14 protein-coding genes and 1 pseudogene are annotated in these 14,525 nt (G+C 48.1%); 9 read left to right on the top strand and 6 right to left on the bottom strand.

The features are described from left to right. The first annotated feature begins 2 nt into the window (after positions 1-2). A complete protein-coding gene (locus NIES2104_RS30255; protein ID WP_059002701.1) occupies positions 3-1,346 on the top strand; it encodes a hybrid sensor histidine kinase/response regulator in 1,344 nt (447 codons plus the stop codon). Positions 1,347-1,393: 47 nt separating this feature from the next. On the opposite strand, the pseudogene NIES2104_RS31480 reads toward NIES2104_RS30255, so the two are convergent. Next, a pseudogene (locus NIES2104_RS31480) lies at positions 1,394-2,157 on the bottom strand (IS5 family transposase). A gap of 301 nt (positions 2,158-2,458) precedes the next feature. Here NIES2104_RS31480 and NIES2104_RS30240 point away from each other — a divergent pair. The 3 genes from NIES2104_RS30240 to NIES2104_RS30230 all read left to right on the top strand — a co-directional run bounded on the left by NIES2104_RS30240 (position 2,459) and on the right by NIES2104_RS30230 (position 4,579). Then, positions 2,459-3,124 carry a recombinase family protein gene (locus NIES2104_RS30240; RefSeq protein ID WP_370561233.1) on the top strand — a complete coding sequence of 222 codons (666 nt, stop codon included), beginning with the start codon at positions 2,459-2,461 and terminating at the stop codon, positions 3,122-3,124. Between the two features lie 147 nt (positions 3,125-3,271). Then, positions 3,272-3,682: a DUF6788 family protein gene (locus tag NIES2104_RS30235; RefSeq protein WP_059002698.1), complete on the top strand. Its 411-nt coding sequence runs from the start codon at positions 3,272-3,274 to the stop codon at positions 3,680-3,682. 24 nt (positions 3,683-3,706) lie between these two features. Then, entirely contained in the window at positions 3,707-4,579 is an 873-nt protein-coding gene (locus NIES2104_RS30230) for a DUF2887 domain-containing protein (RefSeq protein WP_225895357.1), read from the top strand. A 27-nt stretch (positions 4,580-4,606) separates the two neighbouring features. Here the strand turns inward: NIES2104_RS30230 and NIES2104_RS30225 are convergent, their stop codons facing one another. The 5 genes from NIES2104_RS30225 to NIES2104_RS30205 all read right to left on the bottom strand — a co-directional run bounded on the left by NIES2104_RS30225 (position 4,607) and on the right by NIES2104_RS30205 (position 11,297). After that, positions 4,607-4,942: a DUF4288 domain-containing protein gene (locus NIES2104_RS30225; protein ID WP_059002732.1), complete on the bottom strand. Its 336-nt coding sequence runs from the start codon at positions 4,940-4,942 to the stop codon at positions 4,607-4,609. 73 nt (positions 4,943-5,015) lie between these two features. Beyond that, positions 5,016-8,273: a hypothetical protein gene (locus NIES2104_RS30220; protein ID WP_225895356.1), complete on the bottom strand. Its 3,258-nt coding sequence runs from the start codon at positions 8,271-8,273 to the stop codon at positions 5,016-5,018. Positions 8,274-8,766: 493 nt separating this feature from the next. After that, entirely contained in the window at positions 8,767-10,434 is a 1,668-nt protein-coding gene (locus NIES2104_RS30215; RefSeq protein ID WP_059002696.1) for a helix-turn-helix transcriptional regulator, read from the bottom strand. Positions 10,435-10,441: 7 nt separating this feature from the next. Beyond that, positions 10,442-11,074 carry a Uma2 family endonuclease gene (locus tag NIES2104_RS30210; RefSeq protein ID WP_059002695.1) on the bottom strand — a complete coding sequence of 211 codons (633 nt, stop codon included), beginning with the start codon at positions 11,072-11,074 and terminating at the stop codon, positions 10,442-10,444. A 13-nt stretch (positions 11,075-11,087) separates the two neighbouring features. Beyond that, on the bottom strand, positions 11,088-11,297 hold the full coding sequence (locus NIES2104_RS30205; RefSeq protein WP_059002694.1) for a hypothetical protein: 210 nt from the start codon (positions 11,295-11,297) through the stop codon (positions 11,088-11,090). A 216-nt stretch (positions 11,298-11,513) separates the two neighbouring features. Between NIES2104_RS30205 and NIES2104_RS30200 the strand changes: the two genes are divergently transcribed. From NIES2104_RS30200 to NIES2104_RS30180, 5 genes are read left to right on the top strand one after another with little or no spacing between them, the layout of a single operon-like run. Further along, a complete protein-coding gene (locus NIES2104_RS30200; RefSeq protein WP_059002693.1) occupies positions 11,514-12,524 on the top strand; it encodes a ParM/StbA family protein in 1,011 nt (336 codons plus the stop codon). 4 nt (positions 12,525-12,528) lie between these two features. Further along, entirely contained in the window at positions 12,529-12,792 is a 264-nt protein-coding gene (locus NIES2104_RS30195; RefSeq protein ID WP_059002692.1) for a hypothetical protein, read from the top strand. A gap of 59 nt (positions 12,793-12,851) precedes the next feature. Beyond that, positions 12,852-13,169: a hypothetical protein gene (locus NIES2104_RS30190; RefSeq protein ID WP_192843692.1), complete on the top strand. Its 318-nt coding sequence runs from the start codon at positions 12,852-12,854 to the stop codon at positions 13,167-13,169. A 35-nt stretch (positions 13,170-13,204) separates the two neighbouring features. Further along, positions 13,205-13,753: a hypothetical protein gene (locus NIES2104_RS30185; protein WP_059002690.1), complete on the top strand. Its 549-nt coding sequence runs from the start codon at positions 13,205-13,207 to the stop codon at positions 13,751-13,753. Positions 13,754-13,764: 11 nt separating this feature from the next. Beyond that, a complete protein-coding gene (locus tag NIES2104_RS30180; protein ID WP_059002689.1) occupies positions 13,765-14,487 on the top strand; it encodes a hypothetical protein in 723 nt (240 codons plus the stop codon). Positions 14,488-14,525: the final 38 nt, after the last annotated feature.

Raw genomic sequence — 14,525 nt, 5'->3', positions numbered from 1 at the left:
GGATGAATCATCAGCCGCAAAATGTACAGCTATTTCCTGCTTCCTCAATGAAAATCGAACCGCAAGTCAACGTCCTGCTCGTGGACGATCGCGCCGAAAACCTGCTTGCCCTAGAGACTGTGTTGCAGAGCTTAGGACAGAACCTCGTCAAAGTTCAATCAGGTGCAGCCGCCTTGAAGTACTTACTTCATCATGAGGTGGCTGTGATCTTGCTTGATGTCCAAATGCCAGGAATTGATGGTTTTGAAACGGCAAGATTAATTCGTCAGCGCGATCGATATCAACACACCCCAATTATCTTTTTAACGGCGTTTGCGGACGGCGATGACCTACAATCACAAGGTTATACCCTGGGTGCTGTGGATTATTTATACAAGCCGATTAACCCGGTCATTTTGACTTCTAAAGTCTCTGTATTCATTGATTTGTTTAAAAAGAATCTAGAAGTTCAACATCAGGCAGCTCAACTGGTCGCTAAAAATACAGAAATTGTCCGCGCCGAAGCCGCTCGCCAACAAGCAGAAGAAGCAAATCGGCTGAAAGACGAATTTCTTATGGTCGTTTCTCACGAACTACGGACACCTCTTAACTCGATTCTAGGTTGGTCGCGGCTACTGCTCGATCGCCAACTTGATGCTGATATGACCCAACGGGCGTTAGGAACGATCGCGAGAAATGCCCAAGCCCAAGCGCAACTCATCGAAGATATTCTAGACATCTCCGGACTAATGCGCGGAAAAGTTCAGCTAGAAATTCGCACCGTAGATCTCAAGGCATTCATTAATGCAACGATCGACGCGATTTGTCCCCAAGCTAAAGCCAAAACAATTCATCTGTCTGTACAACTCGATCCTACGATTTCAACGATAGAGGCAGATTCAGCGCGATTGCGCCAGATTGTTTTGAATCTACTCACGAATGCAATCAAGTTTACGCCGACGGGCGGACAAGTTAACCTGCAAGTTTCGTCTGATTCTAATGGCTATATCAAACTGCGAATTAGCGATACGGGCATTGGCATTGACCCAGAGTTTTTGCCGCACATTTTTGATCGCTTTCAGCAAGCTGATAGTTCTTCGACCCGTGCTCACGGCGGATTGGGATTAGGACTTGCGATCGCGCGGCAGTTGGTTGAATTGCATCATGGTGAAATTCACGCGCATAGTGACGGTTGTAATCAAGGAACGACCTTTACTGTGCAACTTCCAATCACCCACCAATACCTAGAAAGTTGCCACCCAGAAAAGATTGTCGATCCTCTACCTGACGCTACTTCGAGTGCGAAAGAACCACCATCTCTTGAAGGAGTTCAAATTCTCTTAGTCGAAGATCAGGCGGATAATTGATGCAATTGCTCAATTGGTCGAAAAATTTGAATTGCTAGGGCGTGTCATCAATTGAGCCAGATGACCGAAGCTGCAAGATAGATTGCACCTAAGAAGTTGACCGCTCGTTTGTCATACCGGGTGGCAATGGCACGATACTGCTTAAGCTTGGCGAAAAAGTTCTCAATCAGATGCCGTGCTTTGTACAGATCTTTATCATACTGACGTGGATGCTTTCGGTTACGTCGAGGAGGAATCACCGCCGTCTTGCCTTGCGCTTCGAGCGACTGAATCACTCGTTCGTCAGCATCATAGGCTTTGTCAGCCAGCACTGTATCTGCAACCACATCCGGCAACAGCTTGTCGGCTCCATCCAAGTCAGAGGCTTGTCCGGGCGTGAGATGAAAGCTCAAGGGATTGCCTAACGCATCGGTTGTCGCATGAATCTTGGTACTCAATCCGCCTGTGCTGCGACCGATGGCTTCAGCTTCTGGCTCCCCCCTTTTGCGCCTGCACTGTGTTGGTGGGCGCGCACTATCGTTGCATCAATCATCGCATCTTCGTTATCCGCAGCCTCGGCTAAGTGCTGAAACACTCGTTCCCACACTCCGGTTTTTGACCACCGACTGAAGCGGGTATGCACCACCCGAAAATCGCCAAACCGTCCCGGTAGGTCACGCCACGGAATTCCTGCACGATAGCGATACAGCACGGCTTCGACAAATAAACGATTGTCCTTTGCCGTCACACCCACGCTTCCTTCTCGTCCCGGTAACAGGTCTTTGATCCGTTCCCACTGGTCATCGCGCAGCGCATAGCGTCGACTTGTCATCCCGGTTCACAACCTTGTTTTGCAGGGTCTACGCTCTCCACTTTATCGAATCCTATAATTGATGACACGCTCTAAATTGACGATTGCTCGTTACTGAAGCGTGCTTAAACTTGATAAGTTCTCTATTACCATTAAATTTATCTTAAACCTCCCATTCTGAGAAGCTTGAGAGTGCGATTGCCCTCCGACGAAAACATGAGCATTTTCAGCTCTCAAAACTCGTTCCAAAATCAACTTCTCAAATGCCGCTTCTAGTGACGAGTTCTGAGTATGATTAGAACATCTCCTGTACAGGTGAACTATTATGCTTGTAGGCTATGCCAGAATCTCTACACCTGATCAAGCTTTAGATTTACAACTCGATGCACTGAAGCAAGTCGGCTGCGAAAGATGGTTTACTGACATTGCTAGTGGTGCAAAATCCGATAGACCTGGTTTATCGGATGCAATGAATTTCGTTCGCAAAGACGACGTTTTGGTGGTCTGGAAGCTCGATCGTCTAGGGCGGAGTCTGAGTCATTTGATCGAAACGATCACGTTGCTCAATGAGCAAGGTGTAGGCTTCAAGTCGCTATCCGAATCGCTCGACACTACTACCAGTGGCGGGCGCTTGATCTTTAATATCTTTGGCGCGATCGCGGAGTTTGAGCGAGGATTGATTCAAGAACGGACTCATGCAGGATTGAAAGCAGCGAGAGCCAGGGGCAGAAAAGGCGGGCGTAGACATGCCCTCACCGCTCAAAAGATTGCAATGGGAAAACAGCTCGCGGCTGACCCAAACCACAGCATCACCGAAATTTGCAAGCTTCTTGGATGTTCTCAAGCCACGTATTACCGATTTATTCACTCGTCCACACTCCTTGCAGTTCCCCAAGAGGCTACCGCCTCTATTTCCGAAACTTCGCCTGATGGTTCTACCGAATCTTCTCTTCTTCAATCTCGTGTGATTGCAGAAGGCACTGCTTGAATGGTCGTCTCTTACTCCCTACAAATTTAATCGAATCGGAATGTTTCGGCAGCTCCAGCGGTTGTCGCCAATTTGTTAGTATCTTTGCTTTCTTATGTAAGTTAGAATAGTTTTATCGAGCGATTAACTTACATAAGAAACTGAGCGATGCACAGTCCCTCCACGCCTGATGCTTGCAACGACTATTATCTGGAGTTGAACGACATTTCTCTGGAGCAGAGGCGATCGCTACATACACTGCTCACCGCCATTCTTACAACCAGCTCATCCACCAAGCCAAATCTAGCCAAGCTGCGTGATTGGCTTGGAACAACGCTAGAGGATGAACCGATCGCACCGTTAGAAATCATCGCCAAACTCGGACGAGAGATCGTTAGCAGTCATAAGACGGGAAGGGTGACTTACCAATTGGAAAAAATTAAATGTGGCAAAAAAGGCTGTAAATGCGCCAGCGGTGCCTTACATGGTCCTTACTGGTATGCGTACCGCTGGAACGGAAAGAAAGTCGTGAGCGAATACATCGGCAAGACGCTAAAAACCGCAAAAACTGAGCCTTGATGAATCAGCAGGCGATTCAATTCGTTGTACACTATCGTTTTCTACAAACCGCCCTTGAAAACAGATTCAATCTTTTACAAAATTTTTCAGGTCGCACCAAATACACTATTTGAGTTGATTGGCGACGACAATCCCAGAGGCACAACTTACGGATTTGGATCGCAGGAGGTGAAGCAAACCGCCTTCACGATCGACGGCATCCTGATCCCACCGATCTACGCGATCGACCTGCCAATCTTCTTTGTAGAGACTCAAGCCTATAGGGATAAGAAAGGCGAAAACATCTATTATCGCTTCTTTGGAGAAATCTATCTGTATTTGAAAGATTATCAGCCCAGCAATAATTGGCGGGCAGTTCTCATTTTTACGAAGAAACGCTTTGATCCCGGCATTCCCAAACAGTACTCAGAATTTGAAGATAATCCTCGGCTCCAGCGCATTTATTTAGACAGATTGCCGTTAGAATACGGCGATCGCTCTTTAGGGCTGGGGGTGATGCAACTAATTGGAATGAAACCTCAAGTTGCGCCAGAGCGAGGGCGAACCCTGCTTAACCGAATTCAGCAAGAGCTTACGGATGTACAGACCCAAAATGCTTATGTAGAATTAATTGAGACGGTGTTCGTCTACAAGTTTCCAAAATTTAGCCGCGAGGAAATTGAGACGATGTTAGGACTCGGCGAACTGAAGCACACACGAGTGTATCAAGAAGCAATGCAGGAGCAGGGTGCAGTGATGATACTGCAACAGCTTTCGCATCGATTCGGAGCGATCCCGCCAGAAAAGCAGGCTCAAATTCAGCAACTTTCGGCAGATCAGTTGACTGCGTTAGCGATCGCGCTGCTAGAATTCTCCTCGCTGCAAGACGTTGATTTCTGGTTGCAGACGCAAGCATAGAAATCACTAGAAATTTCCGGTGGAGTTCTAAAGAGGTTCACCACCTAGAAGCGGCTCGAACTGGCAATATGCCTGATAGTTACGGAAGAATCGAGCATATAATTCAGCACCATCCTCAACGACATCATTGAGCAAGGGTGCGACATCTACGATCTGCTTGAACGTGACAGTTATCATCTCTGCAAATTGGTTCTCATAGCTGTGTTGAGCTTGTTGAGCGTGAGTGTGCGCCTTTTGTCGAGCGTGTTCCTCAGAATCAGCTTCGATAATTGTCCAGCATTCCTCATACAACGGTTTATAGTCCGATGCAGAACAGGACGACTCGTAAAGGACGATCGCCATGTAGTGGCGGGTGGATGACATTTTACTCTCCATTTGGAATGGGCAACGAAAACTGCGCGATCTTGTGTATGGCGAAATGCGTTTAGGATCAATTTTAGGCAGCGATGGTTAGTGTTATCAATTGTGCGGGCGGTAGAACCAAAATTAGCGCTTCCAGAATGCGAATCTGCGTCTCTGCCTTTAATTGATTCCAGAAAGATTCGTGCAGGGCAGGCTCCAGCCAATCGAAAAAGAATTCGTCAGTCGTTTCAAGAACTTCACCAGGTGTTTTGCAGGACACGAGGGCTGATTCTAATATGGGCGCAAAAGTAGCAATAAGATCATCAGGAGGTGATTCTACTGTTTTACTACTTTTGCTATTAGAGAATCTCAATAGCGTTTGTAGTAGTTTCCAGTGGCGTGACAAATACTGCTGCGTGTAGCCTGAAATTTTTGCAACTAATGTCTGTGTAATCTTTTCACCTGAAGCGGTCAATGATTCAATCGCTGATTTAACTGCTAAAACAAATCGCTCCCATTTCGTTGCGGCTCCTGGAGTGATATCCAATGCCTTTACCAGAGTTGTGGAAACGTCGATCGAGAAATTGCTCAGAAGAACGATTTCAAGGGACTCATCAAGGCGACGATGTGCCCGTAATCGCCCGATCGCTTGATGAATGTCAGCGAGAATTGCACGATCAATAAATCCTTTGAAATCTGAATCATTCTCGTCAGGAAATCCGCCGCCGAGAACAGCATATTCCGCTTGTAGGTCTGCCAGATTGCGGCAAGGAGTGCCAATGAGAATGAGTCTGCTGGCTTGCTCAAAGTCATTTGTGCCTCGACTGTCACGCCACCACGCCCCCATTCCTTCTTTCGCAAATTTCTTAAAGTCGATGACTTTCGTTGCAGAATCTAGTTCAAGATAGTGAGCGACGATCGCATTTGCCCGCTTCTGTTGGTCAGCTCCGCGTTGTATGCCCATGCGTCCCAAGTCAATCACCTGAGTGATTTTGAGATTTTGCTGATTTGGAATGATTTGCTGGCAGACAAAGATTTCTTCAGGCTTGCAGCCGAGCTTCAGCGCGAGATCAATCGGTTGGAGCGTACCATCCAGGAAAATGGCGGCTTTAGCAGCTTGAGCGATTCCACGATGTCGATCGTCCGGCAGGGTTAGAGTCAGTCCTTGATATTCAATCCGAATCGATGCCCCTGGAATTTGTCCAGCTAAGACCCCAATCAGATTTGGCAGCCATTGTTTGATCACTCGTTCTTCTGCTTGCGCTGCGGTTTGGGTGTCGCGCTCTGAGAATTGCTTTCTCAAGAGTCGGGGTAAATCAGCGAGATCAACACCGTGTTCTGCGGTGGTGTTAAGAAAACTGAGGTCTGGGTTGAGAATTTGTGATAATGCTTCGAGGTTGACGATCGGAACGGGCAGTTTTTGAATGAGTTCGAGGTGGTTAATGCCAAACTTGCCGATTTTTTCTGATTTGTCTAGATAAGGCAGTAATGCTGCGATTAGAGGCTCTACGGCTTCAAATAAGCGGAAGTGACCGATAAGTTTGAGAATGGTTTGTTCTAAGTCTTTGAGGGTGATCTGGATGTTCTGCTTATTCTGAAAGATTTGCCCTGGTTCATCTATCAGCAAGACTGTATCGGTCAGTGGGTAGTCTTGTGGATCAGGCAGACTATCAGGATGTGCTCGCAACTTAGGCGAGGAGAGCGCAGAACGGCGCTGGTTGAGAAAGCCATAGCCTGCCCCTTCTGCATGAGTGCAGGGTTCGCGTAGTGGACAAGTGCTGCAAATAGTCGCCGCTGTGTCTGCTCCAGACACATGCTTGGCTCTGAGTGCAGCGATTACCTGATTACGAGTACAGTTTGCTGAAATACTTGGGATTTCTCCTTTTCCCGATCGTCGCAATCGTGTTTTGCCGCTAGGGGTTGCTTCTCTGGTGAGTCCTGCGTGTCGCGCTTCTAAATCAATCCAACCGTTTGCAATATCGAGCGTTTCAACGGTCGGATTGCGGTGCTGATCGGACAAGTAGATTACCTGCGCGGCTTCAAAGCTTTTAGGGTCTACATTACCGGAGTCGTAGGATTTGCCGCAGCCAGGAAGCGAACGATCGAGAACATAACGATATCCTTGAGCGATCGCAGTTTGCCAGGTTTGAAGTCGATTTCCTCCTGCATACTTATGAATTTGACTTTCATCTAATGTGACTCGTAGTGCTGCCGCCGACTCTACAGGCTTGGGTTTCTGTTGTAGCTTTTTCTTGATTTGCTCCAACCAATCGAATCGAGGGTGAGCCATTGCCTCGACTTGCGCGGTTGAAAGCCAAGCGATCGTGCTGAAATCTTCCAGTTCATCGACATCTGGCGCTGCTTTGGTTTCTTGTTCCCACCAAGCGACTCGAACTTGATAATTCCACTTTCGTAACAAGCGCCAAGTACTGCGATACTGCCGCATCACATGACGGTTATGAATCGCGCCCGCATCAGGGTAGAAGTCGATCGTTTTTGTGTTTAGCTCGACTGAAAGACGATCGAGGGTTGCTTTAAGTGTTTTTGGACTACCGGCAAATTGTCCGCCTGCTGCACCGATCGTGATCTGTCCTCGGCGCTGAGCGGTGATAAACGGCTTTGCTCCGACTCCTTCGGTTAAAGCAATGTTTTGCTTGACGAGATGCTCTGAACGATGGACAGCCAGTGGAAGCTCACCATTTGGTAAATGAGGTGTTGCACCATTCGGGCGTTTTTTAGTGGCGCTGGTGAGCCAGAGATAGCGAGTATCACCGTTACGCAGTCGAATCTGAAATCCGACTAAAAATCCTTCAACGTCGTGAATTGGACAGAGATACCCAGCACCGGGAACGTTCAACGAGTCCCCAGTAAGATTTACACCTGGCAAGGTATGCGGCAGTTCGTGTTCTAGTTTTTGCCACTGCTCGACGGACTTCACGCCCCATTTTGTAATCTGCTCATCAGTGAGATTACGTCTGTGCAGGTCGGCACGATCGATGGGATGAAGCGTCAATTGATCGAGAAGTTGGCGATTGTGACGATCTCGTTCTTCAGCAGTCATCGCAGCCGCTCGACGTTGAGCCTCTTCCTCGGCGCGTTGTTGGCGTTTATCACGCTGTTCCTGTCGCCAGCGATCGCGTTCTTGCTCTGTCCAGGTGCGCCCGTCGTCCTCGACCCATTTACCCCACAAATCGTCTTTTGTGCGTCCGATGAATTTGAACCCTGGAACAGACTGGAGCGCGTCTGCAAAGGTCATACAGAGGCGAATAATAGGCGTTTCTCGGCACTTTCCTTTCGTGTCGTCGCAGAGTTGGCAGGGATTGTTGCGACGAGTTGAGGTGAAATCCTTCATTTGTCACCTCCGATCGACGGGGAGAAGTGAGCAGTTTTTTCTGAATGGCGATCGATGGAAATCTGACAAGTTTGGGAGCTGTGACGAGAGGGCATAGGGCGTTTAGTCTCTCTAGAAAAATGGACTGCCAGATCTTGCCAGGTTTTCAAAAAGCCGTTTTGCGTTTGCTTTAAATTGATCAATATTGATCAGGTTGTAATAAAACGCTGAAAGCTTGACGGTGTAAGGCTTTTGAAAATGGATTGTGGGTTGATCCGGGCGAATTGTGGGTTGATCCGGGCAAATTGTGGGACGATGCGGCAATTTTGTAATAACGGTTAAAGCTCTGCTGTGTAAGGCTTTGAGGTCGATTTTTTTAATTAATTTTTTTATTACAACTTTTTGCCGCGAACAGCGGGATAAACGGTTGTAATAAAGCCGCACGACTCTACGAGGATCAACCTGACGGTTTCCTCTTCGTTCTGGGTTTGAGCGCGATCGATTGCGGCTGACTTTAGAGACTGAGGAGTTTTCTGAGTCCTGCCTCAATTTCTGGAGTCGGTTCGCGGGTTCCAGCTTCGATTTGTGAGATCAGCGGTTGTGAAATGTTTAACAGCCCCGCTAACTTCGCCTGACTCCATTTCTGGCTTTTGCGAGCAGCACGAACCTGGTCGCCCGTGAGAGGTTGGCTTGCGCTGGGGAGCGATCGAGGTTTAGGCAAGCTCTGGCGTGTACTTCGACTGGCTTGGATTCTGGAGAGTAAGTTTGGAATTGGGTCGGATGGCTGAATTGTCAGCTTGCTTTCCAATAACATCTCTAGGTAGCCTTTTGGTCTGCGAGCTTTGCTGTCGGGTCTAAGAATCTCTGGGTAACTCTCGTCAAACTCGATTAACCATCCAATTCTGAGAAAAGTCTTCAAGGCTTCGTTCCATTGGTTCATTAAATCGCGGGCTTTGTCGCGATCGCGTTGAGCCTGGATGATTTTGTTCTCGTACCCTACTAGGACAGACTCTAGTAAAGTTCGGACTCGATAGCCTCCAGATTGATGAATTCTGCTCTCTACGCTGAGATGAATGGCTAATCGTAAAGCAAGCTCGTTGTGATATGGATCGATCGAGAGAACATTTTGAGCGAGATACCCAAATTGATAAAGTGCTTCTCTTGCTTTCGCGCCACCACGATTCAGAAACTTCTCTGTCCAGGCACCAGGGCGGATTTGAAATTCAGCTTTCTGAATATCTTCCAATTCACCCGTTAGAAGATTCTTCTGTCCGGTTGCACTGATGGCGATATTCCACATTCTGGAAGTCTCAACGGTGACTTCCATTCCGCGTTTTGTGGGCTGTCCTTCTTTCCACTCAACCTTGACGAGTAGGCAGTCTAGCGCGAAAGCACAGTTCACCAACTCAGAAAGCTTCTTGCTGAGTGAAATATCTTTTCGATTGTTCCAGCCGAGATCTTTAAGGAGATCTTCACCAGAAAGGGTAAAGGAGCCATTCCAGGGTTCTGCCAGATTCATCGCGTGAGCTGCAAGCAGCAATTGCAATCTGACCGTGTTGAAGCCAAATTGGTTGATGATTTTTTCGGCGGCATCCCACGGAAGCAGAGAGATATCTCCAGGACCCGAAATGTAATGCTCGATGTAGTTCTGAGGATTGCTCTTCGATCGCTTCTCAAAAACTGAAACACCATCTCGCTCTTGCCACAGGTCACGTCGCATTTGAGATGCTAGTGAACTGATCATTGGTGCGCTTGTGGGCAGTGAATGAAAGGTTTTGGCGCGAAAAAGCCGACCTGCTTTTGGAGCGCTGGCGATCGTAGAATCAGAAACTTCTTCGAGTTGGCGACTCAAAGAAGTGATTTTCTTGTTGATGCTTTCGACTTGTTTGGCAATGAGAGATGATCGCTCTTTCAGTTCGGGTGGCTTCTCCAGGGATTGAAAGAGTGTGAAAACTCCATCAATCAGGGGTTTTGCAGATTCTAAGCGCGTTTTGCACAGCTTCAGTTCGCTGCTGAGGTTAACATCAGTTACGTCTTTTGCTTTGAGAAGCGTGATCAAGCAAGTTTCGGCTCGCTCAATCCAATCTGAAACTTTAGGAATGTCAGTATTCCAAAGCTCTGTGAATGCCTCCCAACCCAATAAGACATCTGATGTTTCAGGGGTAGAGTCATTTGTTGCCATTGGGATCTCACCCTCCAGCCGCAAAGACTTGTTCAGCCGTTAACTGTAGCTCTTTGAACGTTGGGGAGATAATGCGCGCTGCTTCGCAGATACCGCAAGGGTCGCTGCCGCGAAATCGCTGCACCTGGTATTCTCCGTCAACGAGTTGGTAGACCGAAATTGTGGGGCGTTTTGGAAAACCGATGTATTTCTTACCACCCAGAGCCATGTGGTCAACGACCCAGTACTCAGCGATATTCATATCCTCGTAATCTTCCAGTTTCCGAGCGTAATCGGTTTCCCAATTTGTACTGACTACTTCTACGACTAATCGAATTGAAGCGCCTTGCGTGATCGTGGCTTCACGCTGCCATAGGGGTTCGCTTGCCAATGCCTCTTTGTTAATAACTAAGACATCAGGCAGATAACCCGTATTCCAGCTAGGGGCTTTGACCAGTGCGCGTCGGGGGAATTTGTAGGGCAGTTTCAGCCGATTCGCTTCCAGGGTGAGCGCGGTTGAAACAAATTCAGTGACATCTTCGTGCGGTCCGGTGGGTTGCGTCTCGACAACAATTCCATCAATTAGCTCGTAGCGTCCGTTTTCGGGATACCACGCGACGAATTCTTCAAACGTAAACGGCTTAGGAATGGCTTGAATCATGGCGATCACCTTCTTAATCGTCTCTGTTTTTACTGACAGGAGCTTTGTCGTGCGCGTTCTTTTCTAACCACAAACTAACTGCTTGTTCCAATCCCTCGGTCATGCTGATTTCTTTGGCTGTGCAAGCAATTTTGAACTGCAAAGCCATTTCTTTTGGGATATATCCACTCACCTGAGCAAAGTTTGGGTCGTTTCGCCTTACTGCTGCCATATCGTCGTACATGTTTGTATGCCTCCATGTTGCCATGTTTGTAGAACTCTCTAATTTTTCGTGTCTGCATGTTGACACGATAACATGTTAACATGTTATCGTGTTCGCAGGTAGAACAACAAAAGGACGTGCAGCGCTCATAGAAACGCACTTTCCAGGTTGCTCTAGATAGCCTTGCTCCAAAGCAGCATCAGCATTTGACCTACTTCTCAGGAAAAGCAGAGTTTTATGTTTAACAATCTCGCTACATCTAATGCACGGTCATTGAGTGAAAGCGTTCTGCTCAAGAGAGCGATCGTCGTTTTCGATGGCGGCAACCGCACTCTCAAATGGCTCGACATCGATAACCGTCCCCGCATCATCCCCGCATTCATCAAGCAGTTTGAGCCAGGATTCGATGATCCTACCCCCGACGATCACAGCGTCGTCATCAGCGCTGGCGATAATCACTTCTGCCTGGGTGCAGTCGCCCGCGATATGCGCGGTACACCAGTTTTTCAAGACAACAAATGCGAATTGGCGAAGAAATTGGTTTTAGCCGCGATCGAACCTCATCCCGGCAGTAGCGCTGTCGTTGTTCAAAGGCTCGTCATTGCTCTTCCAAACAGCCGCAATCAAGCAGATATTGCAGAGTTGAAAAAAGTTGAAGGCACCCACCAATTCACCCGCAACGGACAACGCATTACAGCCGTCGTGCATGAAGTGAAGCCGATCGACGAAACCCAAGCCGCTTACAACTTCGCCATGAAGCGCGATTTATACCGTAGTAAACGACAACTTAACGGAGTTCTAGATCTTGGTGGCGGAACTGGAATCGGCAGACTTTATAGTGTCGGCGGTTCGCTCATTCGTGAAGCCGATGCCATTCTCCCCGGCACGTATGATCTTGCTCGTCGCATCAGCGCCCGAATCACACCCCAGCTTACCAACAGTCCTGATTTGTCCCAAATCATGGATGGCATCGAGCGGCAGGATTTTACACTCGGAACCAGCGGCTTTCAGTTTCAAAAACAGTTTGAGATTTGCCGCGAACAATGGCTTTCCGACATTCGAGCAGAATTACGAAGCCGATGGAATCAATGGATGAGCGAAATCGGCGAAGTCCTCGTCATTGGCGGCTCTGCATCTTTAGCCGAACCTTTAGAAGAAGCGACCAAAGGGCGATTTAAAGTCGCTCGACACTCACAAATCGATCGCTTTCCACAATTGATCTCTCTGCTCGGCATGACAGCAGGATAACGCTATGACCAGCCGCATTGTTTTAGACGAATCTACTCGTGCGATCGTCGATCAAATTCAAGCAGTAACCAAAAGTCCCTCACCCTCTCATGCGATTGCCATGATGGTCAGCCGCTACGGAAAACATCTCTTGCTTACCTGGGAGCTAGACCCAGAGCGATACGGTGATCCAAACCCATTGGCATATCAAAACAGCCAACCTCTAACCTCTGAAAGTCGCACTGTGCAAGATCAACAGTTCAAGTTTGACGAACCGCTTTCGTTTTAAAGGCTGCAAGTATTCGGCAACTCTATCCTCATCCCTCAACTCATCCAGGAGGATTTTTAATGATGGCAACAAAGTACGACTCAGTGACTTACTATGCTTCATCCGATTGCCTTGTGAAATTGACTGAACAGTATGGCGATCGATTAGAGCGAATGTCTTCCGCCGATAAGCTTGCTCTACTTGCAACCTTGGCAGGCTTTCTAGCTGATGACTCTGAAGATTACGGACTGTACGCAGCTTCTGAAGACTGCGGTTTGAGAGCGTCCGATGAATTTTATGTTGCGCTTGCCATTCTCGATCGCGTCACCCCAAATGATGCACTGAGCTTGCAAATTGCGATCGCGAATCAATTGAAAGACGGCGTTTACGCCGCGTAGATCGATTGCAGGAACTCACACCCAGGAGCAATCCGATGAAAAAACACCAGCTTTACGAACTGCTGCACGAACATAAAGCGGAATGTGTTTGTGGCGCGATCGCACTGATTGTTCTGACCCTCAATTCAGGCAGCATCAAAAGCTTCATTGATTCCAGCAACCAGCTTCGAGCGTCGCTTAAAGTAGAGCAACAAGACAATCAACGTCTGCAAACCGAGCAATTGGTTTCTGAGCAGCGGCGCGAGATTGCAGAAGAGCGATACCGCAATCACTGCACGGTCATCTTTTCTCTAAATCAGCAAGGCTATTACACCGCAATCACTGATGGTGAACCTGTGCTGAAGGGCGAGCTGGCAAAACTGTATCGCGGTAAGAAGTTCGACATTCGCAAGATGCCCAGAAATGCTTTTCTGCCTGCTGGAATGGAAATCTGCGATGTCTATGGCAATACAGCGAAATTAGTTCCTGATCCTGCACTCAATGGATTAGCAGTGGCGCGCGACTTAGCTAATACGGGCAATCAGGACTTAATCAACGCAGCGAAACAGCGAGCGCGTGGCACCTATTCCAATCCTGTTCGTTAGGAGTCCCTACTATGAAAACACAGTCGCAGTCTGATTCTCCGTCTTGGAAAGACAACGCAAGAACCTATGCACGACAGGCAGGGCGTGAAGCAAGAGATGCGATCGATAATCCCTTTTTCGGCTTCATTGCCTGGGTTTTAGCGATCGGGCTTGGCGTTGCCCTGATTCGAGTTGCCCTCACGAATATTGAGCCATACTACAGCCTGTTTGCCAGCGCCGGAGCTGAAGCACCGTGGGTAAAGAATCTTCCGGTACTCGGCTGGATGCTCACCACCTGGAACAATGTGATTGCTTCGGTCGGTGCGATTCTCGTATGGAGCGTAGTACAAATTTTTCAGGTTTTGTGGATTTTAATTTTGCTCGATCGCAAAGCCAAGCGCGGAGCTTTGAAAGATGCACGAAAGAACGGCGTGAACCCAGATGATTTTAGCGATCGACGGTCTCGCCGGATTGCACGAGGTGTGAACGGCATTCCTTTCTTTTTCATCCGATGGTCTGCATTGTTAGCACTGTTTGCTTATGCCTTTGATTTTGCGATCGGTATTCACAAATATCCGCCTGCTCGCAACTTGCAAGTTTTCTTCGTGGCGATCGCATCTGGCATCACGAGCCGGATTGACTGGGGCAATCTTACAAAACTTTTGACGATGATGTTTAGCTTTGAACTGCTTCTGATCCCGTTCGTGATCGTAATTTTCTGGATTCGGGCACGTCAGTTTGATTCTGCTAACTAAGCCAACTGTGATGCTATGTACGGGCGCGGCTGCGCCCT

The organism is Leptolyngbya sp. NIES-2104 (assembly GCF_001485215.1).
Classification (GTDB): domain Bacteria; phylum Cyanobacteriota; class Cyanobacteriia; order Leptolyngbyales; family Leptolyngbyaceae; genus Leptolyngbya.
Note: the sequence above shows the minus strand (reverse complement) of the source record. Positions and strands in the feature narration are given on the sequence as shown.

What these genes read in the sequence shown, in the direction of transcription:
- NIES2104_RS30255 (WP_059002701.1), top strand. Translation starts at nt 3, where the DNA reads ATGAATCATCAGCCGCAAAATGTACAGCTATTTCCTGCTTCCTCAATG.
- NIES2104_RS30235 (WP_059002698.1), top strand. Translation starts at nt 3,272, where the DNA reads ATGCACAGTCCCTCCACGCCTGATGCTTGCAACGACTATTATCTGGAG.
- NIES2104_RS30225 (WP_059002732.1), bottom strand. Translation starts at nt 4,942, where the DNA reads ATGTCATCCACCCGCCACTACATGGCGATCGTCCTTTACGAGTCGTCC.
- NIES2104_RS30220 (WP_225895356.1), bottom strand. Translation starts at nt 8,273, where the DNA reads ATGAAGGATTTCACCTCAACTCGTCGCAACAATCCCTGCCAACTCTGC.
- NIES2104_RS30215 (WP_059002696.1), bottom strand. Translation starts at nt 10,434, where the DNA reads ATGGCAACAAATGACTCTACCCCTGAAACATCAGATGTCTTATTGGGT.
- NIES2104_RS30210 (WP_059002695.1), bottom strand. Translation starts at nt 11,074, where the DNA reads ATGATTCAAGCCATTCCTAAGCCGTTTACGTTTGAAGAATTCGTCGCG.
- NIES2104_RS30205 (WP_059002694.1), bottom strand. Translation starts at nt 11,297, where the DNA reads ATGTACGACGATATGGCAGCAGTAAGGCGAAACGACCCAAACTTTGCT.
- NIES2104_RS30200 (WP_059002693.1), top strand. Translation starts at nt 11,514, where the DNA reads ATGTTTAACAATCTCGCTACATCTAATGCACGGTCATTGAGTGAAAGC.
- NIES2104_RS30195 (WP_059002692.1), top strand. Translation starts at nt 12,529, where the DNA reads ATGACCAGCCGCATTGTTTTAGACGAATCTACTCGTGCGATCGTCGAT.
- NIES2104_RS30190 (WP_192843692.1), top strand. Translation starts at nt 12,852, where the DNA reads ATGATGGCAACAAAGTACGACTCAGTGACTTACTATGCTTCATCCGAT.
- NIES2104_RS30185 (WP_059002690.1), top strand. Translation starts at nt 13,205, where the DNA reads ATGAAAAAACACCAGCTTTACGAACTGCTGCACGAACATAAAGCGGAA.
- NIES2104_RS30180 (WP_059002689.1), top strand. Translation starts at nt 13,765, where the DNA reads ATGAAAACACAGTCGCAGTCTGATTCTCCGTCTTGGAAAGACAACGCA.